Origin of the sequence: Endozoicomonas sp. 4G, from assembly GCF_023822025.1 — a bacterium.
In the GTDB taxonomy this organism is placed as follows: Bacteria; Pseudomonadota; Gammaproteobacteria; order Pseudomonadales; family Endozoicomonadaceae; genus Endozoicomonas_A.
Genome location: NZ_CP082909.1, coordinates 1,116,357 through 1,140,512 on the forward strand (window position 1 = coordinate 1,116,357; position 24,156 = coordinate 1,140,512).

A 24,156-nucleotide genomic window follows, 5' to 3' on the forward strand; every position below is an offset into this window, starting at 1 on the left:
CCGTGTTTTAATAAACGACAGTGTGAGGTGATTCTCATGGCAGGTAAACCGGCAGTTAAGGCTCAGGAAAAAAAACAGGACAGTGTTTCCAGCGTTGATGCGCAGCTTGATGGTCTGCTGAAGCGGGCCCGGATAGCCAGAGAAAAATATCTGGAGCTGAACCAGGAAGGCGTGGACCGGATTACCCGGGCCATGGCTCTGGCAGGGCAGTCTGCCCATATGGAGCTGGCCAGAATGGCCGTTGAAGAAACCGGGAGGGGAATCCTCGAAGATAAGGTCACCAAGAATATCTTTGCGACGGAGTCCATCTATCACTCTATCAAATACGACAAGACCGTCGGTGTGATTGAGGATAATGAGGAAGAGGATTATATGCTGGTGGCCGAGCCGGTCGGGGTTGTCTGTGGTATTACGCCGGTGACAAACCCAACGTCTACCACCATGTTCAAATCCATTATTTCTGCCAAGACACGTAACCCCATTGTGTTTGCTTTTCACCCTTCGGCTCAGCAGTGTTCAACGGAGGCGGCAAGAATTGTTCGCGACGCCGCCATTGAAGCAGGTGCGCCGGAAGATTGTGTGCTCTGGGTAGAGCAGCCATCGCTGGAGGCCACGCAAAAGCTGATGACGCATCCCGAGATCTCAGTCATTCTTGCAACCGGTGGTTCAGGTATGGTTCGGGCCGCCTATTCCTCTGGCAAGCCGGCCCTGGGTGTGGGGCCGGGTAATGTGCCTTGTGTTATTGATCGCACTGCCAATATCAAGCAGGCCGCCAATGATCTGGTGCTGTCCAAGAGTTTTGATAACGGCATGATCTGTGCCTCCGAGCAGGCTGCCATAGTACACGACGAAGTTTACGCGTCTTTCAAGGAAGAAATGAAGCGGCTGAATGTCTATTTCACATCTCCTAAGGAGACCGATTGTCTGGCTGAGGTGGTCATTATTGATGGTCATGTCAACAGTAAGATTGTGGGTATGAAGCCCGCCGATATTGCGGCGCTGGCCGGTATTACCGTGCCGGAAGAGACCAGGGTGCTGGCGGCTGAGATTGAAGGGGTTGGGCCGGAGTTTCCTCTGTCCCGTGAGAAGCTCTCTCCGGTGCTGGGCTTTCTCAAGGCCAGAGATACCCGACATGCCATTGAGCTGGCTGATCAGATGCTGAACTTTGGCGGTCTCGGGCATTCCGCGGTTCTGCACTCCCTGAGTGATGAAGTGGTTGATCAGTTCTCTCTGGCGATGAAGGCCGGTCGTATCATCATTAACTCGCCAAGCACCCATGGCGCTATTGGTGATATCTATAACACCAACATGCCTTCCCTGACTCTGGGTTGTGGCACCTACGGGGGTAACAGTACAACGTCCAATGTTTCTGCTGTTAACCTGATCAACCTCAAGCGTGTTGCCAAGCGTCGGGTTAATATGCAGTGGTTCAAGGTGCCCAGGAAAATCTATTTCGAAGCCAACTCGCTCCAGTACCTCGAGAAAATGCCCGACATTTCTCGTGTATTTATTGTGACAGACGAAGTGATTCAGAGTCTGGGTTATGTGGAAAAGGTTCAGTACCACCTGAGAAAGCGCCCGGTGCCGGTGCAGATGAGAGTGTTTAACCAGGTTGAGGCTGATCCGAGCCTGGCAACGATTCGTGCCGGTGCTGAGGATATGGCGCGTTTCAATCCGGATGTGGTGATTGCCCTGGGTGGCGGCTCACCCATTGATGCAGCCAAAGGCATGTGGCTGTTCTATGAGCAGCCAGAAGCAGACTTTGCCGGTATGGCCCAGAAGTTCTTCGATATCCGCAAACGGGTCTACAAGTTCCCGAAACTGGGTAAGAAAGCCAGGCTGGTGGCGATTCCTACGACTTCCGGAACCGGCTCTGAAGTGACGTCTTTTGCCGTTATTACCGATAAAGAGAAAGGCATCAAGTATCCTCTGGCGGACTATGAGTTAACACCGGATGTGGCGATTCTGGATCCCAACCTGGTGCTGACCGTGCCTAAAAAAGTGACTGCCGACACCGGTCTGGATGTGCTGACTCACGCACTGGAGGCTTATGTCTCTGTGATGGCGTCTGATTACACCGACGCACTGGCGATGAAAGCGGTTCAAATGGTCTTTAAATATCTGCCCAAGTCCTATGAAGAAGCGGACAAAGTGGCCAGGGAAAAGATGCATAATGCCTCCTGTATCGCCGGTATGGCCTTTGCTAATGCGTTCCTGGGCATTAACCACTCTATGGCTCATAAATTAGGTCACGAGTTCAATGTTCCCCATGGATTAGCTAATGCGCTCCTGCTGCCCCACGTGATTGAGTACAACGGATGCCCGAATCCATCCAAGGTGGCTTCATTCCCGAAATACGATCATTACATTGCCCATGAGAAGTATGCCGAAGTGTCCAAGGCGCTGGACCTGCCCTGCAAAACGGCGGAAGAAGGGGTTAAATCCCTGGCCAATGCGGTGCGTCAGTTGATGACGCAGGTGGGGATGCCTTTATCCCTTAAAGAGCTGGGTATTTCTGAAAAAGGGTTTATGGAAAAAGTCAAAATGCTGGCTGATCATGCTTTTGAAGATCAGTGCACCACGGCTAACCCAAGAATGCCCCTGGTCTCTGAGCTGGAAGGGTTGTTGAAGAAGGCTTATTACGGCGAGTGATCTTGTTTTTAGCCGCTAAAACTGTGCGCTGACAATCTGGGTTGTCGGCGCACTTTTGTGTTTGTAAGGGGGTTCTGTTGCCTCCTGCTGGTTCTGTGTGTTTTTTTGCTCTGGGTCAATAACTGGTTAATCTCTTTACGAAATCCTCACAATGCGGTTGAACCGGACCCCTGTAACCGGTTACATTCCTCCCAAATTTCACACTGCCCGTCACGGGTCTGTCTGATTGAGTTCGGCGGAGTTTTGATTGAGGTTTGTGGAGTGACATTCATATTTAAGGGGTGACTATTTTGAACATTCTTGGCTATATGCAGAGATTGGGTAAGGCGTTGATGCTGCCCATCGCTACTCTGCCTATTGCGGCAATATTGCTGCGTCTGGGGCAGCCCGATCTGCTGGATATTAAATTTGTAGCAGAAGCGGGTAACGCTATTTTCAGTAACCTGCCGTTGCTGTTTGCCATGGGTATTGCTACGGGTCTGTCAAAAGACGACGCTGGTGCAGCGGTGCTGGCGGGTGCTGTTGGCTATTTTGTGCTGACTGCCGGCGCCAAGACCATCAATGCTGATATTGATATGTCATTTTTTGGTGGCATTATCGCCGGTATTATTGCTGGTCATAGTTACAATCGCTTCCATGCGGTGGCTTTGCCTCCCTACCTGGCGTTTTTCGGTGGCAAGCGTCTGGTGCCGATCATGACCGGTCTGATTGCCCTGGCGGTCTCTGTGGCGGCAGGTTACGTATGGCCGGTCATTCAGTCTGCGATTGATGCCTTTGCTATGGGTATCTCCGAATCTGGCTCTGTTGGACAGTTTGCCTATGGGGTACTGAACCGCGGTCTGATTCCAGTAGGTCTGCACCATGTTGTGAACTCTGTGTTCTGGTTTGGTTTTGGTGAATTTACCAATGCCGCCGGTGAGGTGGTAACCGGCGATCTGCCGCGTTTCTTTGCTGGTGACCCCACTGCCGGTACTTTCATGGCAGGTTTCTACCCGGTCATGATGTTCGGTCTGCCTGCGGGTGCACTGGCTATGTATCTGGCTGCGCCTAAAGAAAACCGTGCCCGTGTTGGTGGTGTGCTGCTGTCTGTCGGTGCTACCGCCTTCCTGACCGGTGTTACTGAGCCTCTGGAGTTCCTGTTTGTATTCCTGGCGCCTGGTCTCTACGCTGTTCACGCAGTACTGACTGGACTGTCTCTGGTGATCACCAATATTTTTGGTGTGCTGCACGGCTTTGGCTTCTCCGCCGGTGCGCTGGATCTGGTGCTGAACTGGGGTCTGGCTACCAAGCCTGTGACGCTGGTATTCATTGGTCTGACATTCTCTGTTATTTACTTCTGTGTGTTCTATTTTACCATCAAGGTTTTCAACCTGAAGACACCGGGTCGTGAAGATGAAGAGCCCGTTACCGTAGCATCTGAAGCTGCCAATGGTTCAGAACGCGCCCTGCGTTATATCGAACTGCTGGGTGGTGAGGCCAACCTGACCTCTGTTGAAGCCTGTATTACCCGACTGCGCCTGACTCTGGCTAACCGTAACCTGATTGATGAAGCCGGTCTGAAAGCCATGGGTGCTAAAGGTGTGGTGAGGCTGGGTGAAAATAACCTGCAGGTAATTCTCGGCCCTCAGGCTGAAATCATTGCCGGTGAAATAAACGCTAAAATGGCGCGTTAACACTGGCTATTTTGCCCTGGCGTAAAGAAGCTTCTGATTTTCTTCCCCTGCAAGGTGGTTTAGTGGAAAATCCGGATAGCTTTTTGGTCAGGGCTGTTCGATTCTTCGGTCATAGTGTGGGGTTTACCTACCGCCAAATGACTGGGTTCATCAATATTTCCTGTCGGCTTTTGTTTTGACATTCAGGCCGGGCTTCTGAATTAAAGCAGTCAGGCGTATCTTTACTCTGGCGCATCCGTTTCAGAGTCAGGTCTGTCCAGCCTCTTACTGCCTGGCAGGTGCTCAAGTTACAGAGAGACCGAATATGTTTAAGAAAGATGTTGTAATCACTGCTGAGAATGGCCTTCATACTCGTCCGGCTGCTCAGTTCGTCAAAGAAGCCAAGACTTTTGAGTGTGATATCAAGCTGGAGGCCGGTGGCAAACAGGCCAGTGCCAAAAGCCTGTTCAAGCTCCAGACCCTGGGCCTGACTCAAGGCTCGACAGTGACCATCATTGGCGAAGGTGAGGGCGCTGAGAAGGCTGTGCAGCACCTGGCAGAGTTTATCGTGACACTGAAATAAGTTCTTTTCTAGCCCAGCCTTTAGCAGAGCTGTCTTTCGCAATGAATCAGAAAGTAATTAGGTCGTCCTCTGACGAGTCGTTTTCTGGTGAAAAAATGCCTGTAATACTAAAACAGTTGCGGGTATTCTCTAGCGAGTATCACGTACCGGGTGTGTTTCAACGAATGCATCGGGACGGTGCTATCCACAAAGCATTACTGATACGTGTTTTCGGATAGGTTGAGTGGGTAGCAGTCAGGTAACGCGCAACGGCAGATCAGATTGTCAGGCGTTGTTACCTGTTAGAACAGGCTCGGTTTCCTCTTCAGATGGCCGTCTGTATGAAGAAACCCCGCTGCTTGTGTACTCTTTGATAGATACACAACGAACCTTCAGAAGGATTGGTGGAGGGTGATGTTTGCAAGCGTGCGACTTTGTGTGTTTTGTTGAGCATATTTGTAACGTCGTTCCAATCCTGTGTCAACCCCTGATGGTTCAACAGGGATAACTTTTGTCGTGTTTCCTGAATAAGAGTGTCCTTTGGTGTGACAGTGTGTTGGGCAGAAATATAATTTCTGTCGTTTTTTGAAAAAGCCTGTGATCCCTTGTATAGCAGGGAGTTTAGGTATTTTCACGAAGCTGAATTCACACTGAGAATCCTATTTACTAATGAAGTAGCGGGCTGTCCCGCTGTGACTAAGAGTATTGGAGTTGTCATGATCAAAATCGCAATCAATGGCTATGGTCGTATCGGTCGCAACGTTCTGCGTGCGCTCTACGAAGCCGGTCGTCGCGAAGAATTCCAGATTGTTGCTATTAATGACCTGGGTGATACGAAAATCAATACTCACCTGACCAAGTACGACACCGTACACGGTCGCTTCGACGCTCAAGTTGAAGAAGGTGAAGGTGCACTGTTTGTTAACGGTGACGAAATCAAGACATTCTCTGAGCGTGATCCGTCCAACCTGCCCTGGGCTAGCCTGGGTGTTGACGTTGTCTTTGAATGCACCGGTGTATTCCGTTCCAAGGAAGCCTGCAAACCCCATCTGAATGCGGGTGCCAAGAAGGTTATTATCTCTGCTCCGGGCAAGGAAGTAGACGCCACCATCGTTTTCGGTGTTAACCATGACACCCTGACTGCTGACATGACCGTTATCTCTAACGCATCATGCACCACCAACTGTCTGGCTCCTGTTGCCAAGCCTCTGAATGATGCCCTGGGTATTGAAAAAGGCCTGATGACCACTATCCACTCCTACACCAATGACCAGCGTCTCAGCGATGTATACCACAGCGATTTGTATCGGGCCCGTGCTGCTGCACAGAACATGATTCCAACCGCTACTGGTGCTGCTGCTGCCGTGGGTCTGGTAGTTCCTGAGCTGAAAGGCAAGTTTGATGGTATGGCGGTTCGGGTGCCTACCGTTAACGTATCTCTGGTTGACCTGAACTTTGTCGCCAGCCGTGAGACGACTGTTGAAGAAGTCAACGAAATCATTGCTACTTCAGCCAAGTCTTCTGAAGCGATGAGCAAGGTTCTGCACGTGAACTATGAGCCTCTGGTTTCCATGGACTTCAACCACAGTCCATTCTCTTCCAGCTTTGATGCGACCCAAACTCGCGTTCAGGGTAACCTGGTGAAGGTGATGTCCTGGTATGACAACGAGTGGGGCTTCTCCAACCGTATGCTGGATACCGCAAAAGCTCTGCTGAGCGCCTGATTTCAGGTTATTGAAAAGCCTCGCTGATGTGAGGCTTTTCAGATTGATGCCTATGCTTTCACAGCAGGGCATTCCAGGCAGCAAAAAGAAGAAGGTGTATGGGGAGCTGGCTAAGCATCGACAGCTTAACTTCTCTTCCGAATATGTAGAAATGAGCAGGCCAACTATAATGGGTTCAGATTGGCGGACTGGTTTCTCAGGTACACACTCTCCTTTTTGTTGCTTTCAAGATTGAATTAAAGACTACTGTTGTCAAACTGCCGTATGGCATTTATGCCCCGGTCGACTCTCCGTTCAAGTAGTTTCATCGTGCTGGGTCGATCCGTGGCGAATTCGCGAGAGGATATCATGCTCAGACGCACAAAAATCGTTGCCACACTTGGACCTGCCACAGAGTCCGAAGAACAGCTCACCAAGTTGATCGAAGCCGGTGTCAACGTTGTTCGACTGAACTTCTCCCACGGTGACGCAGATGATCACCGTATCCGTGCAGAGCGCATTCGCAGTATCGCTGCCCGACTGGGTCGCAGTGTTGCGATTTTGGGTGACCTGCAGGGGCCTAAAATTCGTATCGGTCGTTTCCAGAATGGGAAGATCTTTCTGCCAGATGGTGCTGAATTCATTCTGGATGCTGAACTGCCTTTCGATGCCGGTGATGAAACACAGGTTGGTCTGGCTTACAAAGATCTGCCCAATGACTGCAAGGTAGGCGATGTCCTGTTACTGGACGATGGTCGTCTGAGTTTGCAGGTTAAATCTATTGAAGGTTCCCGCATTGTAACCACTACTCTGGATGGTGGTGAGCTGTCCAATAACAAGGGTATCAACCTGGCCGGTGGTGGTCTGTCTGCCGATGCCCTGACCGACAAAGATAAGGAAGATATCAAGCTGGCCGCCGCCCTGGGGGTCGATTTCATGGCGGTGTCTTTCGTTCGCAGTGCTGCGGATGTTGAGCTGGCTCGCAAGCTCCTGGGTGAAGCCGGTGGTACGGCTGCCATTCTGTCCAAGATTGAGCGTGCGGAAGTGGTTCAAAGCTTTGAATTGCTGGAAGAAGTGATCAGGGCTTCTGATGCGGTCATGGTGGCTCGTGGTGATCTGGGAGTAGAGATCGGCGACGCTGAACTGATTGGTGTTCAGAAGCAAATGATCAACGTCGCTCGTCGTCTTAACCGTCCGGTTATTACCGCTACACAAATGATGGAATCCATGATTCACAACACTCAGCCAACCCGTGCTGAAGTGTTTGACGTGGCCAATGCGGTTCTGGATGGCACCGACGCTGTTATGCTGTCTGGTGAAACGGCGACAGGCAAGCGTCCCCATGAGGTCGTTAAGGCTATGGCCCGTATCTGTCAGGGTGCCGAGAAACATCCTGAAATGATCTCCGGAAGCAGTCTGGACAAAGCCTATGCCGGTGAAACCGATGCCGCTATCGCCCTGGCTGCCATGCACGCTGCTAATCGTCTGGAAGGGGTAACAGCGATTGTTTGTCTGACCAAGACCGGTGCTACGCCTCTGTGGATGTCCCGGGTTAACACCAGTCTGCCTATTTTTGCCATGACTCGCTATAAAACCACCGAGCGTCGTGTGGCACTTTACCGTGGTGTTGAATCGGTAGCCTTTGACAGCGGCAGTCATTACGGCCCTGAAGTGAATGAAAGGGCTATTGATGAACTGAAAGCTCGTGGCCTGCTGGAATCCGGTGACCGCATCATCCTGACCAAGGGTGAGTCCGGTGAAGTCGAAGGCGGCACCAACACCATGCAGATTGTTACGGTTAAATAATTTCAGTTAAGTACAGGCATGTTTTTCAGGCATGCCTGTTGTTTCCCCTGACGGGATTTAGGAGACGAGCAGATCATGGCAGAACTGAAAGCAGAACTGAAAAAAGTGGGTGTGCTGACTTCAGGTGGTGATGCGCCAGGCATGAATGCTGCCATTCGTTCCGTAGTTCGCAGCTGTATCTTTTACGGGATTGAGCCGGTAGCCATTTATGAAGGTTACAAAGGTTTGATTGATAACGACCTGAAAGTGATGAATGCGCGCTCAGTGGCCAATATTATCAATCAGGGGGGGACTTTCCTGAAGTCTGCCCGCTGTCAGGAGTTCCGTACCCCAGAGGGTCGTGCTGCCGCCTACGAAAATGCCCGGGCCGCAGGACTGGATGGACTGGTTGTTATTGGCGGCGATGGTTCGTTCACGGGGGCCATGCTGCTGGAAAAAGAGCACGGTCTTCCCTGTATTGGCGTGCCCGGTACCATTGATAATGATATCTTCGGAACCGATTACACCATCGGTTATGATACCGCTTTGAATACGGTGGTGGAGGCGATTGACAAGATTCGTGATACCGCCACTTCTCATAATCGTCTGTTTCTGATCGAGGTGATGGGTCGGGATGCCGGCTTTATTGCATTGAATGCTGGTATTGCCGCGGGTGCAGAAGAGATTTTGATTCCAGAAGACCAGAAGCCCATTGATCAGCTGATGAGCTCTCTTGAAAGCAGTGGCCGGGCTGGGAAAACATCCAGCATCGTTGTGGTTTCAGAAGGTGATAAATCCGGAGGTGTCTTTGAACTCTCCAGGGCGGTGGAAGAAAACTTCCCGGCTTATGAAGTCAAAGTGACCGTGCTGGGTCATATTCAGCGGGGTGGTAAGCCCAGCTGTTATGACCGGGTCCTGGCCAGTCGCCTTGGCGTGGCTTCTGTAGAAGCTCTGCGTGATGGTGTCAGCGGTGTCATGGTGGGTGTTCGTGATCAGAAGATTGTTCATACACCACTGAAAGAAGCCATCAGTAAACACAATGCGATTGATAGCCATCTGCTGAAAGTGGCGGATATCGTCACAGTATAAATGGCGTAATCAGGTCAACAGGCCTGGCTCCTAAAATCAATGCGTTCAAGTAAATGGTGAAAACGATGAGCCTTTTTGACTCTTTCAAAAAAAGCGTGGGGCTGAGCGCCGATCAGGGAACGGTGATCAAAGCACCACTGAGCGGTGATATTGTACCGATTGAAGAAGTACCTGATCCTGTTTTTGCGGATAAAGTGGTTGGTGACGGTATTGCCATTAATCCTACCGGCAGCGTCATGGTAGCGCCCTGTGATGGTGAAATTGGCAAGATCTTTGAAACCAATCACGCCTTCAGCATGGAGACACCTACCGGCGTCGAGCTATTCGTTCACTTTGGTATTGATACAGTTGAGCTGAAGGGCGAAGGTTTCAAGCGTATTGCCAGCGAAGGCCAACAGGTCAAGGCCGGAGATCCGATCATCGAAGTGGATCTGAAGTTACTGAAAGAGAAAGCCAAGAGCGTTATTACGCCTGTTGTGATCTCTAATATGGACGATGTCGCCTCTCTGGAAAAATCTTCAGGCTCTGTTGTTCAGGGCAGTGATGACCTGCTGGTTGTAAAAATGAGGTAGTACAGCCATCCGTGCATTCCCCCTCGTTCCCACGCTTTGCGTGGGAATGCATACGTGTGCCGAGCATGTCACACAGCTTGGGGGTGAAAGTCCCCTGTCCAGCCAGATGAGGGCGAAGGACTAGTGAAGCACAAGGTTTGTATCGTGAGATGCAGGCTGAAGGCAGTGTGGAGCAAAACCGCGAGCCGACGAACAGAAATCAGATATGAGGCTGTTTGCGTGAGGACGAGTCAGCGTATGATGACGAAGTCCATACTCATCCGGACATTCAGGCAGTAGATCTGGCGGTTGTGCGGCGAAGGCGGTGTGACTTACCTCGGGAGGTCTGTGTGGTGTCTGATATTTCGGACTGAGGTCATCGTAAGGTGACTTGACCGCCACACAGAAGTCAGCAGATGGCATAGTAGCTGGCGTATGTCAGTGAAGGCCTGAACGGTACAGAGTGGTGAGTAGTTTCTGTTATTCGATACACTGGACGCAGACAAATCCAGCAAACACTGGAACTCATGCCAAGTGGTCACGGCGGAACCGGAGGCTGCAAGGCTATGAGAGCTGAGGTCGTGTCGGTATCACAGGATTACGAAAGCCCGGCGGGTGGTACTAGACTGATGGAGCGTATCGCCAACCCCAATAATTTAACAAGAGCCTTTCAGCGAGTTAAACGCAATAAAGGCGCAGCAGGGATCGACCGTATGACAGTGGAAGGGTTGTACACCCATCTACAAGAACATGGTCATGAACTGCGACAATGTCTTTTGCAGGGAGAATGGCGTCCTGCTCCCGTAAGGCGAGTACTGATTCCCAAACCGGACGGAGGAGAAAGGCAGTTGGGTATACCAATCGCCTTAGACCGAATGGTGCAGCAAGCGATACAGCAAGTATTGCAGGCCGAGTGGGAACTAAGGTTCTCATCTTTCAGTTACGGGTTCAGGCCGAACCGGTCAGCTCATCAGGCGATTAATCAGGCTCAGTCGTATATCCGAGAAGGATATAACTGGGTTGTGGACATTGACCTGTCGAAATTCTTCGATCGGGTTAACCATGATCGACTGATGGCAAAACTGGCAGTTCACACAGATGACAAGGATGTATTACGTTTAATTCGACGATTCCTACAGTCCGGAGTGATGGAGAACGGGCTGGTAAAACCGCAGACGGAAGGAGTGCCTCAGGGAGGGCCGCTCTCACCTGTGTTGTCTAACATCGTACTGGATGAACTCGATAAAGAGTTAGAAAAGCGTGATTTACGATTTGTACGTTACGCTGATGACTGTCGGGTGTTTGTGCGAAGCAAGAAAGCAGGCGAGAGAGTGATGGCAAGTTTGACTCGTTACATCGAAAGTAAGCTGAAGCTGAAAGTCAACGTTGCGAAAAGTGCAGTTGACAAGGCATGGAGGCGGGCGTTCCTGGGATACAGCTTTACCAGAGATGGCAGGAAGAAGCTGGCAGATAAAACCTGCAAGCGGTTCAGGGACAAGGTCAAACAACTAACCCGCAAAGGCGGGCGGTCACTGGAGCAGAGATTGGAGTCTCTGAATCGCTATTTACGGGGCTGGAAGAACTACTTTCGAGAAGTTGAAACCCGTTCGGAGTTTGAAAACTTTGACTGCTGGATCAGGCGACGATTGAGAAGTTTGCTCTGGTATCAATGGAAGAAAAGTCCGAAGCGATATGCGGAGCTAAGAAGGCGAGGAGTCAGTGAAGAGCTGACGAGGCAGACAGTAGGATCGAGCAAAGGGTACTGGCGGATAAGCCGGAGTCCTGCGCTGCACTTAGCATTGCCGAATAGTTGGTTCGATGAATTAGGTTTGATTAGATTATTGGCTGCTTAACTGACCGAAACGCCCAGTACGGACCCGTATGCTGGGTGTTGTGGGAGGAGCGTAGCTGTGAGGCTACGCCCTATCCCGATCTTCCCCAGCAGGTTAGTATCCCTGATCAACTTGTTAGTGACGATTTTCCTCCCTTCTTCTAAGCTGTTCCCGATTGAACCGTCCGGCTAATTCGTGGTCTCACCTAAAAAACTGTGGGATAAGGGAGGTGTGTATGAAAGGAATTGTGTCACTTTTAGTATTGGTGGTTACCGGGTTTCTGCTGCTGATTTTTTCATTTCAAGAGGTATCTACGCCTCCGAAAGAGCATCAGGAGTCTGAGCAATTACAGGTTGTTATTGACCAGTTGGACTCTGTCAGAAAAGAAACGGTTGCCCGATACCTCGATGGCGACTCGGTATTAAACGGGAACAGTTACCAGTCTTATGATCAGGCGCGCAATGCTCGCCTGAACCGGATGACCCATCAGGAGCTACTGGCAGAGCTCAGGCGTCTGGAAACTGAGCATATCCGCCAGGCTGCCCGTCTTGCTGGTATCCTTCTGCCCGGGCAGGAGGAAGCCAGTGAAACCTGGGGTTTGGAGGACTCCGTCAGAAAAGGCCCGGGCTGTGCAGGAGCACGATCAGCTTATTCCTCTTATATGTCGTCTTATTATGATGATTTTCTCAGGTATCAGTCAGGGGGTTGTTTTGATGATTTTCCTCCTCCTGTACCTTATTTTTTTATGGATCCGACTCATGAGGAATACACCGTTACCATGCCAGCAGCGATTAGCGATGACGAGCCTGAAAGTTTTAAGGTCTGGGTCAGTCCGGGCAAGATGGAAATGCTTAAGCAAAAACAGAAGCTGGACAAGATGCTGATCGATGATGTGCTGAGAATGACGGGTAGCTTACCTTAAATACGACGTTTAATTTCATGAAATTTTCTTTGTAAAGAGCATGTTTTCCTGAACGATCTGTGACACTCTGGTTATTATTATCAGAGTTTTTCTGCCTGTGTCTTCAGCCACGTTAAGTGGCGGGCCATAACAGGCTTTTAGTGTCGTTTTTGTGCTATGAGCATTCAGGAGTCATACATTGCCAATCCCTGTTGAGATCTGTGTTAACAGTCTGAACCCAGACTATGTTTATCGTTCTGTTGCAGCCGCCTATGAAGGGGGAGCAGCGCGGATAGAGTTGTGCGGTGATATGTCCGTGGGAGGCATCACTCCGACGATGACAGCACTGGAGGCTGCCCGTGAGGCTTTCCGGGATCGTCGTGGTTTATTGTGCATGATTCGCCCACGGGGTGGTTATTTTTCATACGGCAATGAAGAGGTTCTGCTCATGGAGCAGCAAATCTGTGATGCGGCCAGGGCGGGCGCTGACGGTGTCGTTATTGGTACTCTTGCCCTTCCCGGCAATACCATTAATCGTGATGTCCTGGGTCAATTGGTGGATACCGCCAAGACCCGCAATCTGTCTGTGACCTTTCATCGTGCGCTGGATGCGACGCCCAATATGTTTGAAAGTCTCGATGTGCTGATTCAATACGGCGTCGATCGTATCCTCAGCAGTGGTACCACCTGGGGTTCTGCCGATGGAGCCTCCGAAGGCGTCAGGATGCTTGCGCAGCTGATGTTGAAAGCTGAAAACAAACTGGAGCTGGTGGTCGGTGGCGGGGTTAGTCCGGAGAATATCGGCAAGATCCTCCAGCAGCTGCCTGTAGAAAATCATGCAACCAGCATTCATGCTTACAGCAGCGTTCTTGAAACAGGAGAGGTATCGGTAGAGAGAGTCCGTTCCCTCTGTTCAGCGGTAGAATCTTTTCATTAGCTTCACATAGCTTTTATGGCTTCTTCCATCTCAGTCCGAATATTGTCGGACTGAGTGCCAAAAATGGCCTGCATATTCTGACCCACCACTACCACTGCAGTGGCCCCCAGTTGTTTAATGGCTTCCTGGTCAACGTGATCGGGGTTGTTAACGGTGACTCTTAAACGAGTGATGCAGGCATCCAGATTCTTGATATTTCCTTTACCTCCAAAAGCAAGGATAAGGTTTCTGGCAAGGTTGCTGGATACCACGACTTTGGCCGCCAGTTCCGTTTCAGTTTCACGGCCGGGGGTTTTCAGGTCCAGCAGCGTGATCATGACCCTGAAGATTCCATAATAGAGAACGGCATACATGAGCCCCAGACCAATAATCCAGGCCGGTTTGGTAGCAATGCCGTAATAAAGGAGGTAGTCGATCAGGCCGTTGGAAAATGACATGGCCATCTTGATATCAAGGTAATTGGTGATGGCGTAGGCCAGTCCAGCCAGCAGGGCGTGAATGACATAGAGTATCGGAGCGACAAACAGGAATGAGAATTCTATAGGTTCTGTGATGCCTGTGAGCACCGAAGTGAGAGCGGCGGAAAGCATAAGGCCAGCCACTTTGTGTTTATTTTCGGGCCTGGCGCAATGCCACATGGCAATGGCGGCAGCAGGCAAGCCAAACATTTTGAAAAGGTAGCCGCCAGCCAGAAATCCAGCGGTGGGATCGCCAGCAAAGAAGCGTGCGATGTCGCCTGTATAAACCTGACCTGAGGGACCAATAAACTCACCCATCTCCATATGAAAGGGGACATTCCAGATATGATGCAGGCCAAACGGAATCAGGGCACGCTCAACCACTCCATAGACAAAGCCTGCCATGACCGGGTTTTCTGTCACTGACCATTGTGAGAAGGTGTCAATAGCCTCTTGTATGGGTGGCCAGATAAAGCTGAGGAGAATACCGAGAAAGATCGACCCGATGGCTGTGACGATGGGAACAAAACGCTTGCCTGCAAAGAAGCCCAGATAATCCGGAAGTTTGATCTTGTAGAAGCGATTGAACATCCATGACGCCAGAATGCCCACAATAATCCCACCAAAAACACCCGTATCAATGGTGTTTACGCCCAGAATGGAACTGGGTTCAACCCCCAGCTCTGTGGCCATGACGCCCATGGTGCCCAGCATGACCACGTAGCCGACGGTGGCTGCTAATGAGGAAACACCGTCGTTATCCGTGAGGCCAATGGCCGTACCAATGGCGAAGATAAGAGGCAGGTTTCCAAACACCATTCCGCCAGCCTGGGCCATGATGCTGGAGACGATTTCCGGAATAATACTGAAGCCGGCACTGCCTACGCCCAGCAATATACCGGCAACGGGTAAAACCGCCACGGGCAACATCAGTGCCCGACCTATCTGCTGAAGTGTGCCGAATGCAGATTTAACCATTGGAGATACTCCGAAGAGAAGATTTTAGTCTTGGGGTAAACGGAAGGTTTGTGAATGTAAGGAAGGATAGACTAAATAGCCCTGAGCGTAAAAGCAGCGGTGTTTGCTGGCATAAAAGCTTTTGCCGCCAGAAGCAGCAAAAGCCGGGCAGAGTCCCACTCAGCCTTGGAGCCTGACCGAGAATGGCGCCTGTAGCGAGGACGGCAGAAAATTGAGGATAAAAACTCGGTTCTAGCTATTTGACGAACAAAAGCGGATTTTCAGACCAATTTGCTGTCGCCGTACGACTGCATGGATGCAGGAGCTAGAGCAACGCAGGAGCAGTTGCCGGTAGGGCAGCTATTCTCGGTCAGGCTCCCAGGGACTGTTGAGTAACGAAATCGTAAGCAGTCAGTTCGACGCCACGCTCGGTCAGCGCTTGTTTTAGTGATTCAGAGTTAAGAATTTCTGTTTCCCTGACACGCTCAATGCAGTATGAACTCATCCGGTTCAGGGCAGGGTCGATGAAGGCTGGATGACACATAAGTTCCAGAATGCAGTTCTGGCCTCGTTCGGCGATTTCTTGGTCGACGATCTCAAGCAGCATTGCTTCACTGACATCACCGTAAAACGCATCGCTGAAACGGTATTTGAACTTACCCACCTTGGAAATTTCTCTGGAGTCCACCGTTCGAAACGGGATGCCGAGTTCTGCGGCGATTTTTTTTACCACAGGATAGGCCCCTGGGTGGCCGTAACAATGGTGATGGCCGTCGAGGTGAGTTGGTTTTAAACCCTGGGAGAGGAAGCGACCGATCTGGGCACGGAACTCTCTTTCCACTTCTTCAGGGCAGATATTTTCATTGCCATAAAAATCAGTCTGGGAGTGAAACCGGCCAGTTTCATCGGTCAGTGTTTTCAGGTTATCACACAGGGATTGACCGGCTGTGAGACGAAGATGAACACCAATTTTCAGACCTGGGTTCGCCCTGGCCAGTTCAACGGCATGGGCTTCTCCCGGCATCCCTACCATCATGGTGGTAGAGCGAACGATACCTTTTTGATAGGCATCGATGATGCCATAGTTGACCCCGTCGCACAGGCCGAAGTCGTCGGCGTTGGCAATCAGTTTCATGAATTCTCTCGTAAAAGCAGCGGGTGAAAATAGTTGGTAAAAACACTGTTAACTTCCCGGTAAGTGTACCGGGAAGTGTGCCACTTTGTCGCTCTGAATTATTTTTTCAGGTCAAACTGTGGCAGGTAGTCAGCATTCTGTTCCAGAATGTCGTCCAGAATAGACTTGGCAATTCTGGCGCTGGGGATTAGCGGGTTAGCCGTCAACGCTTGCAGTGCTTTGCGGTAGTCGCCATGAACAGCGGCCTCAACCGCCAGAGATTCATAGGACTTCACTGCGCGAGCAAGACCAATCTGGTTTTCAGCCAGTTCGCCCATGGCTATTGGATGGGCACCGCCGCTGTCAATCACAGAGCTGATCTCAACAACACAGTCGTCAGGCATATTGCTGATAGCACCGTTGTTCACGGTGTTGACCACATTGATCATGCCAGTGTCGTTGTACAGGGAGTCAACCAGATTCAGGGATACGTCTGAGTAGTAGGCGCCACCGCGTTTTTCCAGTTGAGGTGGTTTGATGTCCAAGTCAGGATCACGGTAAAGCTCGAAGAGTTCTTCTTCCGTCTTCATGACCTGTTCGGCGCGGGTGCCTTCAGACTTGGCCGCTTCCAGCTCTTCTGCCAGCATTTCATCCTGCATGTAGAAGTAACGGTGGTAAGGGCAGGGGATTACGCCCAGCCCGCGGAGGAAGTCGGGATCCCAGGGCGACTCGTGGATATTGTTCATATTCATGTGAGCGCCGTCGCACAGTTTTTCAATCATATCACCGGTAATAACTTTGCCATCAAGGCGGATATCACTCATCCAAACCAGGTGATTGAGACCGGCAAACGTGGTCTTGATACGATCAAAATCGACATTGAACGCTTTGGCAACATCATGGTGCATGTGAATGGGCACATTACACAGACCCAGAGCTTTGACTCTGGTGTATTTGCTGATGGCCTCGGTCACCATGCCGGCAGGATTAGTGAAGTTAATCAGCCAGGCTTCTGGAGCTAGCTCTTCAATATCACGACAGATGTCGAGCAGTACAGGAATGGTTCTGAGTGCTTTAGCAAAACCGCCGGGCCCGGTGGTTTCCTGACCTAGAACATTGTACTTGAGGGGAATGCGCTCATCACGGGCACGGGCTGCCAGTCCACCGACACGCAGCTGAGTCATGATAAAGTTAGCATCTTTGATCGCTTCACGACGATCCAGTGTGGCTTTGACGGTGATATCAAGGCCTGCTTTGGCTACCATGCGCTGGGCCAGACTGGTAACGGTCTCCAGTTTCTCGCGACCAGCGTCAATATCCATAAGGTCGATCTGAGTTACAGGCAGGCGGTCGACTCTTTTGATTACCCCTTCAATCAGTTCCGGAGTATAACTACTACCACCACCAATGACGGCGAGTTTTAGCTTTTTCATCGGGATACCTTCACTTCCAAATGGTGTCATGACCTGCCTGATACCTGTCCTCTTTGAGAGGCTGTGGCAGGTTTCTGGTTGTAAAACGTTTTTGTCTGAATCCGGACAAAAACTAATTGAGCTTCCTTACCGACTGTCTCAGGCGCAGCTCCCCATCAAAATGAGTGCTTTCCGGCCTGCTGAAACCCTCCTCCCTGAGTTGGCTCATTAACAGTGTTCCGGCGACGCTGGCCATCTCAGGCATTGGGAAATGCAGGGCTGTGACATGAGGCGTGAGAAATGTACACAGATCCACACTGTCATAACTGATCAGGGAAACGTCTTCGGGCACACGGATGTTGTTTTCACGAAAGGCGTCCATACAACCTGCCGCCATCTCTTCGCTGCAGGCGTATACGGCGGTAAACGGTTTACCGGTCGAGAGCAGCTGTCTGACACCTTCGTATCCGGCTTTTCTCGTATAGTTGCCTTCGGTGACCAGATCTTCATCCAGCGTAATATTGTGTCGGCTCAGGGCATTGGCGTAGCCCTGAAAACGTTCTTTGGCTTTGGGTTTAGTGAGCTTGCCAGCCAGACAGGCAATGCGGGTGTGGCCATTTTTGAGAAGCACTTCTACGGCTCTGTCGCTGGCTTTGACGTGATCAAAGGTGATGCAGCGGTCGGCCAGGGCGTCGACATAACGATCCAGAAGTACAAAGGGGGGAGCCGTTTGTGCAATGGCAATCAGTTCATCATCACTCAGGTAGCGAGCGTGCAATAACAGGCCGTCGACTCGCATATTGATCAGGTGATCAATGGCGGCGCGCTCACTTTCAGCATGGTACTTACCCTGGGTGACGATCATCACTTTACCGGCAGCGTCTACAACCTGCTGGACTTCGGCCATCAGGTCACCAAAAAAACCACCCCGGAAAGATGAGATCATCAAGCCGATGGTATTGGTGGTGTTGCTGGCCAGAGACTGGGCGACCGGGTTTGGGCGATACTTCAGCTCGTCCATGGCGGACTTCACTCGCAGACGAGTGGCTTCCGTTACCTGCCCGGTGTTGTTCAGTACTCTGGATACCGTCGCCCGGGATACTTTTGCTCGCTCTGCGACGTCTTTTATGGTGGCCATTGTTACTTTTGATCAACTTTTTTGTGAAGCGTAATCAACTCCTGAACCATTTCCTGGGCCAGCATGGAAGTCATCAAGTGATCCTGGGCATGAACCATTATCAGGGTCATTGGGTCTTTGCCTTCGCCCTGATCTTGTTCGATCAGTTGTGTCTGGACCCTGTGAGCGCCTTTTGCGGCTTCCTGGGCGTGAGCCATCATCTCTTCGGCTCCTTCATAGTCCCCGGCTTTTGCTTTGGACAAGGCTTCGTAAGCACAGCTGCGGGCCTGGCCAGAGTTGATGATGATCTCCATTACGGCGGACTCTAGATCCATGGTCTTACTCCTGTCGGGTATGCAAGGTCACAGTAAAAATAGTTACGAAGCTCAGTCTACACTGTGTGTTCGCAGATGTAACCGGTTACTGAAACCGGTTACATTATGGTTGACCTAAGTCAAAAAACCAAGTTGCCCAGCATTGGCAGCGAATGCTAAAGAACATGCAGCCTTTGGTGAACTCGGTACTTTCGAAAAAAATAGGTGTAAACCGAAGTTTATTGATATAAGTCAATGTTTTGGTAGTGGCAAATACGTACTATGAAGTCACTCGGGTCAGCCAAGAAAAATAACAAACAGCGCCAGAGTGCAAAGGATATAAAAAAGAGAAGCAGGAGCCATTCATAGCCAGTCGATCGAATACCCGGGTTTGAGGGGACCCAGGGTATTTTTTTTGTCGTGAAAAATTGTTTCTTACGCCCATGGCTGTTTAATATGGAACCATGGGGTTGTATCCCGTGAGGCTCAAGACGTTTCCATACTTTCATAAAGTTTTTTTCAGGGCTCATATCATGCAGATACTGATTACCGGGGGAACAGGGTTCATTGGTCGACGGCTGGTGGCGAGGCTTTTGTCAAAAGGGCATCGACTGACTGTTTTGAGCAGGCGGGATGCTGAGGATGTACACCGTCTGCTGAGTAATGAAGTTAAGTCTGTAAAGTCACTATCGGCAGTCAATCCTGCCGTGGCTTTCGATGCCATTATCAACCTGGCGGGTGAGGGGGTGATGGATGAACGCTGGACATCCTTCAGAAAAAGCCAGCTGCTCAATAGCCGGATTACCCTGACTTCAGAACTGGTTGACCTGATTGAGCGCATGGAAAACCGCCCCCGCTGTCTGATCAGTGGCTCGGCCATCGGGTTTTATGGCGGCAGGGATGATGCTGTCCGTCTGGACGAGTCTTCCGGGGCAGGGAATGATTTTGCTGCCGACCTTTGTCTACGCTGGGAGCAGGCCGCCAGACGTGCAGAGGGTTTGGGAGCGCGGGTTTGTACGGTCAGAACCGGTGTCGTCTTGCACCCTGAAGGAGGTGCATTGCATAAAATGATGCTTCCTTTCCGTTTGGGGGCTGGTGGACCGCTGGGTTCTGGTAAACAGATGATGTCGTGGATTCACATGGAAGATATGGTGAATACGCTGATCTTCTTATTGGAAAATGACTCTGCCAAAGGTGTTTTTAATGCAACCGCTCCCGAAGCTGTCAGCAATAAGGATTTTGCGGTAGCACTGGCTGGTGTTCTTAACCGTCCCGCCCTCCTGAAAATGCCAGCTATGGTGCTGAAGTGTCTGTTGGGAGAGTCTTCTGAAATGGTATTGAAAGGCCAGAATGTTTACCCCGAACGGCTGTTGGCTGAAGGCTATCAATTCACCCATCCACAATTGCAACCGGCACTGACTCAGTTGATCAATGCCGTCTAATTCTTCGTAATGTAACTACTATTCGTAATGTAACTATTAAAGGCTACGAGTAGCAGGGTATTTTTCTATTTCCTAATGATGGAAAAACGTTCAGAGTAACAGTCATGACAGGTCGACTCTGTTTAACTTCACTGGATGGATGAAAAAGAGCAGAGTAACTCTAAAAGTGAAACGGTGCAGTGGCTCTGATGGAGAAGAAATTCTGCATAATACGGATTATAAAAAACATGCCTCAGGCACTGAAAATACAGAATTTACGAAAACAATACGACAATGGTTTTGAAGCCCTGAAAGGGATTGAACTCTCTGTTGAAGAAGGTGATTTTTACGCTCTGCTGGGTCCTAACGGTGCTGGCAAGTCAACCTCTATCGGTATCATTTCATCACTGGTTCGCAAAAGCTCAGGCAAGGTTTCAGTATTCGGGCACGATATTGATACCGATCTTGTCAAGGCCAAGCGGATGCTGGGAGTGGTTCCCCAGGAATTCAACTTTAACCAGTTTGAAAAAGTTGAAGATATCATCGTAACCCAGGCTGGTTATTACGGCATACCTGCCAAAGAGGCTCGTAAGCGTGCTGAGCATTATCTCAGGCAGCTGGGCCTGTGGGATAAACGACACAGTGTCTCAAGAATGTTGTCCGGCGGTATGAAACGCCGTTTGATGATTGTCAGGGCTCTGATTCATCAGCCAAAGCTACTGATTCTTGATGAGCCTACTGCCGGTGTTGATATTGAACTGCGTCGCTCGCTCTGGGACTTTCTCAGAGAGATTAATGAGCAGGGCACCACGATTATCCTGACCACGCACTATCTGGAAGAAGCGGAGCAGCTCTGCCGTCATGTCGGCATCATTGATAGTGGTGAGATTGTCGAGAATACCAGCACCAAGGCACTGCTGAGCAAGCTTCAGCAAGAGAGCTTTGTACTGGATCTGAACGAGCCGATTGCAGACCTGCCAACCTTTGCGGGTTATAACGTCAAGAAGTTGGATAACCACAGTATCGAAGTTGAGGTTGGCAAGCATCAGGGGGTTAATGACCTGTTCCGGCAACTGAGTGAATATCGTATTGAAGTGGCCAGCATGAGAAACAAGTCCAACCGGCTGGAAGAGTTGTTTGTTAATCTGACTTCTGATAGCAGGGGCGTCGAGGCTTCGGGACAAACTAAAGACAGTGCAGTTGAAAAGGGGAGAAGCGCACAGTGAGTGAATGGAAGTATAATCTGGTTGCGTTTAATACCATCTTCAGTAAAGAAATTCGTCGTTTCATGCGCATCTGGCCGCAGACTCTGTTGCCACCGGCGATCACCATGTCCCTGTATTTCGTTATTTTTGGTGCTGTGATTGGCTCCCGGGTGGGCGAAATGGGCGGCTTTGACTATATGACCTTTGTCGTACCCGGTCTGGTTATGATGGCGGTGATCACCAATAGCTTCAGTAATGTCGCCTCCAGCTTTTTCAGCAACAAGTTTCAGAAAAGTGTTGAAGAGTTGCTGGTATCACCCGTACCAAACTGGGTCATTCTGGCCGGGTACACCATGGGTGGTGTGGTCAGGGGGCTCTATGTCGGTATTCTGGTGATGCTGCTGGGCGCTTTCTTCGTGGAGCTTCAGGTTCATCATATTTTTATTACCCTGCTGGCCGTTTTTCTGACGGCAACGCTGTTTGCCCTGGGTGGTTTTATCAATGCTGTGTTTGCCAGAAAGTTTGACGATGTGGCCATCATCCCGACCTTTGTGTTGACGCCACTCACTTATCTGGGCGGTGTCTTCTATTCAGTAGACGTACTTCCTGAGCCATTCCGATCCATCTCTCTGTTGAACCCTATCCTCTATCAGGTGAATGCTTTCCGTTATGGCATCCTGGGTCAGGACAGTGGTATCAGTATTGGCTGGGCTTTTGTTGTGATGGTTCTGGCTATTGTCATCATGGCGGCATGGGCGCTTCATCTTCTGCGAGTAGGTAAAGGCCTGCGAAACTGAAGCTGTGGCAGTCTTCGCTACATCTGCGTATGATTCCACGGCCACAATTCAGGGTGCAAAACCGTTCAGTTTGTCTGAGGAAGCTGATTGAAGTCGTCTGGTCGGATTATGGGACTGACAGGATTGGTTGAGAGTGAAATTATGAGTGAATTAGTGAATGCTTCCCCACTGGGGAAAAACAGTGAATACCAGGCGAAGTATAACCCGGAGCTGTTGTTTCCCATTCCCCGCAGGGAGAAACAGTTGGAGTTAGGGCTGGATCCGGAAAACCTGCCTTTCAAAGGGAGTGATGTCTGGTTTGGCTATGAGTTGTCCTGGCTCGATGCCAAGGGTAAGCCGCTGGCAATGATCGGTCGCTTTGAGCTTCCCTGCGATTCTCCCAGCCTGATTGAATCCAAGTCTTTCAAGCTCTACCTGAATTCATTTAATCAGACTCAGTTTGATTCTGTGGCACAGGTTCAGGCGGTCATGGCAAAGGATCTCAGTCGGGCGGCAGGTGCACCGGTTAAAGTAAAGCTGATGACGATTGCACACATGGAGGCTTTCGGATTTAAAGCGGCTCCCGGTATCGGAGTCGATGAGTTGGATGTAGCCATTGATTGCTATGACTACACACCCGATCTATTGCAAAAGGCTGAAGGCGTCCGGGAAGAAATCCTTCACTCTCATCTGTTAAAGTCCAACTGTCCTGTCACCGGGCAGCCAGACTGGGGGACCGTGGTTGTGCAATATAAAGGTGAAGCCATTAGCCATGAATCGTTCCTGAGATTTATCTGCTCATTCCGGGGGCATCAGGAATTTCATGAGCAGTGTGTGGAACGGGTGTTCACTGAGATACAGTCCCGTTTCAAAATGGAATCGTTGACCGTTTATGCCCGCTATGTGCGCCGGGGGGGGCTGGACATTAATCCATGGCGCAGTACTGAGCAGGCCGGGCAGGATGACGGACGTCTGATCAGACAGTGAAGTGATATATCAGGTTGCAAGATCGGTGAACTAGTCCATATATATTAATCGGTATATGGAGGTTTTTTACTGATATGAAAAAATATATAGCTCTCACTGCTCTTTGCCTTTCCTGTAAGAGTTTTGCCACAGGCTATGTTATCCGCAATCCTTATGATCAAAGTTCAGTGACTACTATTGTGCTGATATCACACGGATGGGGTGTTCTTTGGGAAGCGGGGCAACAGACTCTCCCCCTTCTGGTGCAGAGCTACCCTGCTCCAACACGATTCTTTCCCAGTCATATCGGGATTATGATTCGGGGCTGCGTCCACTATACAGAAGTACTGGATTACTTCTCTCCGTCGTCCTGGCCAATCACTACCTGGCGTAAGGTGGAATAATTCCTTGCAGAGACCTACTGTCGATTAAATGTAAGGTGTTTTGGAAAAGGTATGGAAATAAATATTGTTTCTGCCACGGTGACCAGTAAAGGTCAGGTCACCATACCAGCCACTATCCGCAATACACTGAAGATCAGCCCCGGCGATCAAATTCAATTCGTTGAAGTAACGCCGGGACGATTTGAAATGCTGGTGGCCTGTAATGATGTCAAATCCCTGAAAGGCATGGTCAAATCCAATCGTCACGTTTCAATTAAAGAGATAAATCAGGCGATTAAATTCCGGGGCAGAGAATCGTGATCGGGCTCCCTCGTTCCCACGCTCTGCGAGGCTGCTGCAAAACTCTGG

The 24,156-nt window shown here is 50.4% G+C and carries 21 protein-coding genes; 16 read left to right on the forward strand and 5 right to left on the reverse strand.

The features are described from left to right. The first annotated feature begins 36 nt into the window (after nucleotides 1-36). The 10 genes from adhE to K7B67_RS04160 all read left to right on the forward strand — a co-directional run bounded on the left by adhE (nucleotide 37) and on the right by K7B67_RS04160 (nucleotide 13,664). Nucleotides 37-2,652: a bifunctional acetaldehyde-CoA/alcohol dehydrogenase gene (gene adhE, locus K7B67_RS04115; RefSeq protein WP_252179110.1), complete on the forward strand. Its 2,616-nt coding sequence runs from the start codon at nucleotides 37-39 to the stop codon at nucleotides 2,650-2,652. Between the two features lie 290 nt (nucleotides 2,653-2,942). Continuing rightward, complete coding sequence (gene nagE / locus K7B67_RS04120; protein ID WP_252179111.1) at nucleotides 2,943-4,325, forward strand: N-acetylglucosamine-specific PTS transporter subunit IIBC; 1,383 nt, start codon at nucleotides 2,943-2,945, stop codon at nucleotides 4,323-4,325. Nucleotides 4,326-4,629: 304 nt separating this feature from the next. Further along, nucleotides 4,630-4,887, forward strand: a complete 258-nt coding sequence (locus K7B67_RS04125; protein WP_252179112.1) for an HPr family phosphocarrier protein — start codon at nucleotides 4,630-4,632, stop codon at nucleotides 4,885-4,887. A gap of 695 nt (nucleotides 4,888-5,582) precedes the next feature. Next, nucleotides 5,583-6,590, forward strand: a complete 1,008-nt coding sequence (gene gap / locus K7B67_RS04130) for a type I glyceraldehyde-3-phosphate dehydrogenase (RefSeq protein WP_252179113.1) — start codon at nucleotides 5,583-5,585, stop codon at nucleotides 6,588-6,590. A 348-nt stretch (nucleotides 6,591-6,938) separates the two neighbouring features. Further along, nucleotides 6,939-8,375 carry a pyruvate kinase gene (pyk, locus tag K7B67_RS04135; protein ID WP_252179114.1) on the forward strand — a complete coding sequence of 479 codons (1,437 nt, stop codon included), beginning with the start codon at nucleotides 6,939-6,941 and terminating at the stop codon, nucleotides 8,373-8,375. Between the two features lie 75 nt (nucleotides 8,376-8,450). Further along, nucleotides 8,451-9,443, forward strand: a complete 993-nt coding sequence (gene pfkA, locus K7B67_RS04140; protein ID WP_252179115.1) for a 6-phosphofructokinase — start codon at nucleotides 8,451-8,453, stop codon at nucleotides 9,441-9,443. Nucleotides 9,444-9,508: 65 nt separating this feature from the next. Further along, on the forward strand, nucleotides 9,509-10,015 hold the full coding sequence (crr, locus tag K7B67_RS04145) for a PTS glucose transporter subunit IIA (RefSeq protein ID WP_252179116.1): 507 nt from the start codon (nucleotides 9,509-9,511) through the stop codon (nucleotides 10,013-10,015). A gap of 506 nt (nucleotides 10,016-10,521) precedes the next feature. Continuing rightward, nucleotides 10,522-11,847: a group II intron reverse transcriptase/maturase gene (gene ltrA, locus K7B67_RS04150; RefSeq protein WP_252176896.1), complete on the forward strand. Its 1,326-nt coding sequence runs from the start codon at nucleotides 10,522-10,524 to the stop codon at nucleotides 11,845-11,847. Nucleotides 11,848-12,061: 214 nt separating this feature from the next. Further along, nucleotides 12,062-12,748, forward strand: coding sequence for a hypothetical protein (locus tag K7B67_RS04155; protein ID WP_252179117.1), 687 nt, complete (start codon nucleotides 12,062-12,064; stop codon nucleotides 12,746-12,748). Nucleotides 12,749-12,926: 178 nt separating this feature from the next. Then, on the forward strand, nucleotides 12,927-13,664 hold the full coding sequence (locus K7B67_RS04160) for a copper homeostasis protein CutC (RefSeq protein WP_252179118.1): 738 nt from the start codon (nucleotides 12,927-12,929) through the stop codon (nucleotides 13,662-13,664). Between the two features lie 2 nt (nucleotides 13,665-13,666). Here the strand turns inward: K7B67_RS04160 and ptsG are convergent, their stop codons facing one another. The 5 genes from ptsG to K7B67_RS04185 form a co-directional block, all read right to left on the reverse strand. Continuing rightward, nucleotides 13,667-15,100 (reverse strand): PTS glucose transporter subunit IIBC, encoded by a 1,434-nt coding sequence (ptsG, locus tag K7B67_RS04165; RefSeq protein WP_252179119.1) that lies wholly within the window; start codon nucleotides 15,098-15,100, stop codon nucleotides 13,667-13,669. Nucleotides 15,101-15,449: 349 nt separating this feature from the next. Then, complete coding sequence (chbG, locus tag K7B67_RS04170; RefSeq protein ID WP_252179120.1) at nucleotides 15,450-16,214, reverse strand: chitin disaccharide deacetylase; 765 nt, start codon at nucleotides 16,212-16,214, stop codon at nucleotides 15,450-15,452. A 98-nt stretch (nucleotides 16,215-16,312) separates the two neighbouring features. Next, nucleotides 16,313-17,626: a 6-phospho-beta-glucosidase gene (locus K7B67_RS04175; protein ID WP_252179121.1), complete on the reverse strand. Its 1,314-nt coding sequence runs from the start codon at nucleotides 17,624-17,626 to the stop codon at nucleotides 16,313-16,315. Nucleotides 17,627-17,738: 112 nt separating this feature from the next. Then, the gene (locus K7B67_RS04180; RefSeq protein ID WP_252179122.1) at nucleotides 17,739-18,743 is read right to left on the reverse strand and encodes a LacI family DNA-binding transcriptional regulator; all 1,005 of its coding nucleotides are present in this window, start codon (nucleotides 18,741-18,743) and stop codon (nucleotides 17,739-17,741) included. Between the two features lie 2 nt (nucleotides 18,744-18,745). After that, complete coding sequence (locus K7B67_RS04185; protein WP_252179123.1) at nucleotides 18,746-19,057, reverse strand: PTS lactose/cellobiose transporter subunit IIA; 312 nt, start codon at nucleotides 19,055-19,057, stop codon at nucleotides 18,746-18,748. A gap of 512 nt (nucleotides 19,058-19,569) precedes the next feature. Between K7B67_RS04185 and K7B67_RS04190 the strand changes: the two genes are divergently transcribed. The 6 genes from K7B67_RS04190 (at nucleotide 19,570) to K7B67_RS04215 (ending at nucleotide 24,108) form a co-directional block, all read left to right on the forward strand. Continuing rightward, nucleotides 19,570-20,478: a TIGR01777 family oxidoreductase gene (locus K7B67_RS04190; RefSeq protein ID WP_252179124.1), complete on the forward strand. Its 909-nt coding sequence runs from the start codon at nucleotides 19,570-19,572 to the stop codon at nucleotides 20,476-20,478. 227 nt (nucleotides 20,479-20,705) lie between these two features. Beyond that, complete coding sequence (locus K7B67_RS04195; RefSeq protein WP_252180521.1) at nucleotides 20,706-21,683, forward strand: ABC transporter ATP-binding protein; 978 nt, start codon at nucleotides 20,706-20,708, stop codon at nucleotides 21,681-21,683. After that, nucleotides 21,680-22,459, forward strand: coding sequence for an ABC transporter permease (locus K7B67_RS04200; protein WP_256484712.1), 780 nt, complete (start codon nucleotides 21,680-21,682; stop codon nucleotides 22,457-22,459). Before K7B67_RS04195 ends, K7B67_RS04200 begins: the two co-directional genes overlap by 4 nt. 141 nt (nucleotides 22,460-22,600) lie before the next feature. Further along, nucleotides 22,601-23,425 carry an NADPH-dependent 7-cyano-7-deazaguanine reductase QueF gene (gene queF / locus K7B67_RS04205; RefSeq protein WP_252179125.1) on the forward strand — a complete coding sequence of 275 codons (825 nt, stop codon included), beginning with the start codon at nucleotides 22,601-22,603 and terminating at the stop codon, nucleotides 23,423-23,425. 74 nt (nucleotides 23,426-23,499) lie between these two features. Further along, nucleotides 23,500-23,808 carry a hypothetical protein gene (locus K7B67_RS04210; protein ID WP_252179126.1) on the forward strand — a complete coding sequence of 103 codons (309 nt, stop codon included), beginning with the start codon at nucleotides 23,500-23,502 and terminating at the stop codon, nucleotides 23,806-23,808. Between the two features lie 51 nt (nucleotides 23,809-23,859). Beyond that, complete coding sequence (locus tag K7B67_RS04215; protein WP_252179127.1) at nucleotides 23,860-24,108, forward strand: AbrB/MazE/SpoVT family DNA-binding domain-containing protein; 249 nt, start codon at nucleotides 23,860-23,862, stop codon at nucleotides 24,106-24,108. Nucleotides 24,109-24,156: the final 48 nt, after the last annotated feature.

What these genes read in the sequence shown, in the direction of transcription:
- pyk (WP_252179114.1), top strand. Translation starts at nt 6,939, where the DNA reads ATGCTCAGACGCACAAAAATCGTTGCCACACTTGGACCTGCCACAGAG.
- pfkA (WP_252179115.1), top strand. Translation starts at nt 8,451, where the DNA reads ATGGCAGAACTGAAAGCAGAACTGAAAAAAGTGGGTGTGCTGACTTCA.
- chbG (WP_252179120.1), bottom strand. Translation starts at nt 16,214, where the DNA reads ATGAAACTGATTGCCAACGCCGACGACTTCGGCCTGTGCGACGGGGTC.
- K7B67_RS04190 (WP_252179124.1), top strand. Translation starts at nt 19,570, where the DNA reads ATGCAGATACTGATTACCGGGGGAACAGGGTTCATTGGTCGACGGCTG.
- K7B67_RS04195 (WP_252180521.1), top strand. Translation starts at nt 20,706, where the DNA reads ATGCCTCAGGCACTGAAAATACAGAATTTACGAAAACAATACGACAAT.
- K7B67_RS04210 (WP_252179126.1), top strand. Translation starts at nt 23,500, where the DNA reads ATGAAAAAATATATAGCTCTCACTGCTCTTTGCCTTTCCTGTAAGAGT.
- K7B67_RS04185 (WP_252179123.1), bottom strand. Translation starts at nt 19,057, where the DNA reads ATGGATCTAGAGTCCGCCGTAATGGAGATCATCATCAACTCTGGCCAG.
- K7B67_RS04125 (WP_252179112.1), top strand. Translation starts at nt 4,630, where the DNA reads ATGTTTAAGAAAGATGTTGTAATCACTGCTGAGAATGGCCTTCATACT.
- K7B67_RS04155 (WP_252179117.1), top strand. Translation starts at nt 12,062, where the DNA reads ATGAAAGGAATTGTGTCACTTTTAGTATTGGTGGTTACCGGGTTTCTG.
- ptsG (WP_252179119.1), bottom strand. Translation starts at nt 15,100, where the DNA reads ATGGTTAAATCTGCATTCGGCACACTTCAGCAGATAGGTCGGGCACTG.
- gap (WP_252179113.1), top strand. Translation starts at nt 5,583, where the DNA reads ATGATCAAAATCGCAATCAATGGCTATGGTCGTATCGGTCGCAACGTT.
- K7B67_RS04175 (WP_252179121.1), bottom strand. Translation starts at nt 17,626, where the DNA reads ATGAAAAAGCTAAAACTCGCCGTCATTGGTGGTGGTAGTAGTTATACT.
- adhE (WP_252179110.1), top strand. Translation starts at nt 37, where the DNA reads ATGGCAGGTAAACCGGCAGTTAAGGCTCAGGAAAAAAAACAGGACAGT.
- crr (WP_252179116.1), top strand. Translation starts at nt 9,509, where the DNA reads ATGAGCCTTTTTGACTCTTTCAAAAAAAGCGTGGGGCTGAGCGCCGAT.
- ltrA (WP_252176896.1), top strand. Translation starts at nt 10,522, where the DNA reads ATGCCAAGTGGTCACGGCGGAACCGGAGGCTGCAAGGCTATGAGAGCT.
- queF (WP_252179125.1), top strand. Translation starts at nt 22,601, where the DNA reads ATGAGTGAATTAGTGAATGCTTCCCCACTGGGGAAAAACAGTGAATAC.
- K7B67_RS04180 (WP_252179122.1), bottom strand. Translation starts at nt 18,743, where the DNA reads ATGGCCACCATAAAAGACGTCGCAGAGCGAGCAAAAGTATCCCGGGCG.
- K7B67_RS04215 (WP_252179127.1), top strand. Translation starts at nt 23,860, where the DNA reads ATGGAAATAAATATTGTTTCTGCCACGGTGACCAGTAAAGGTCAGGTC.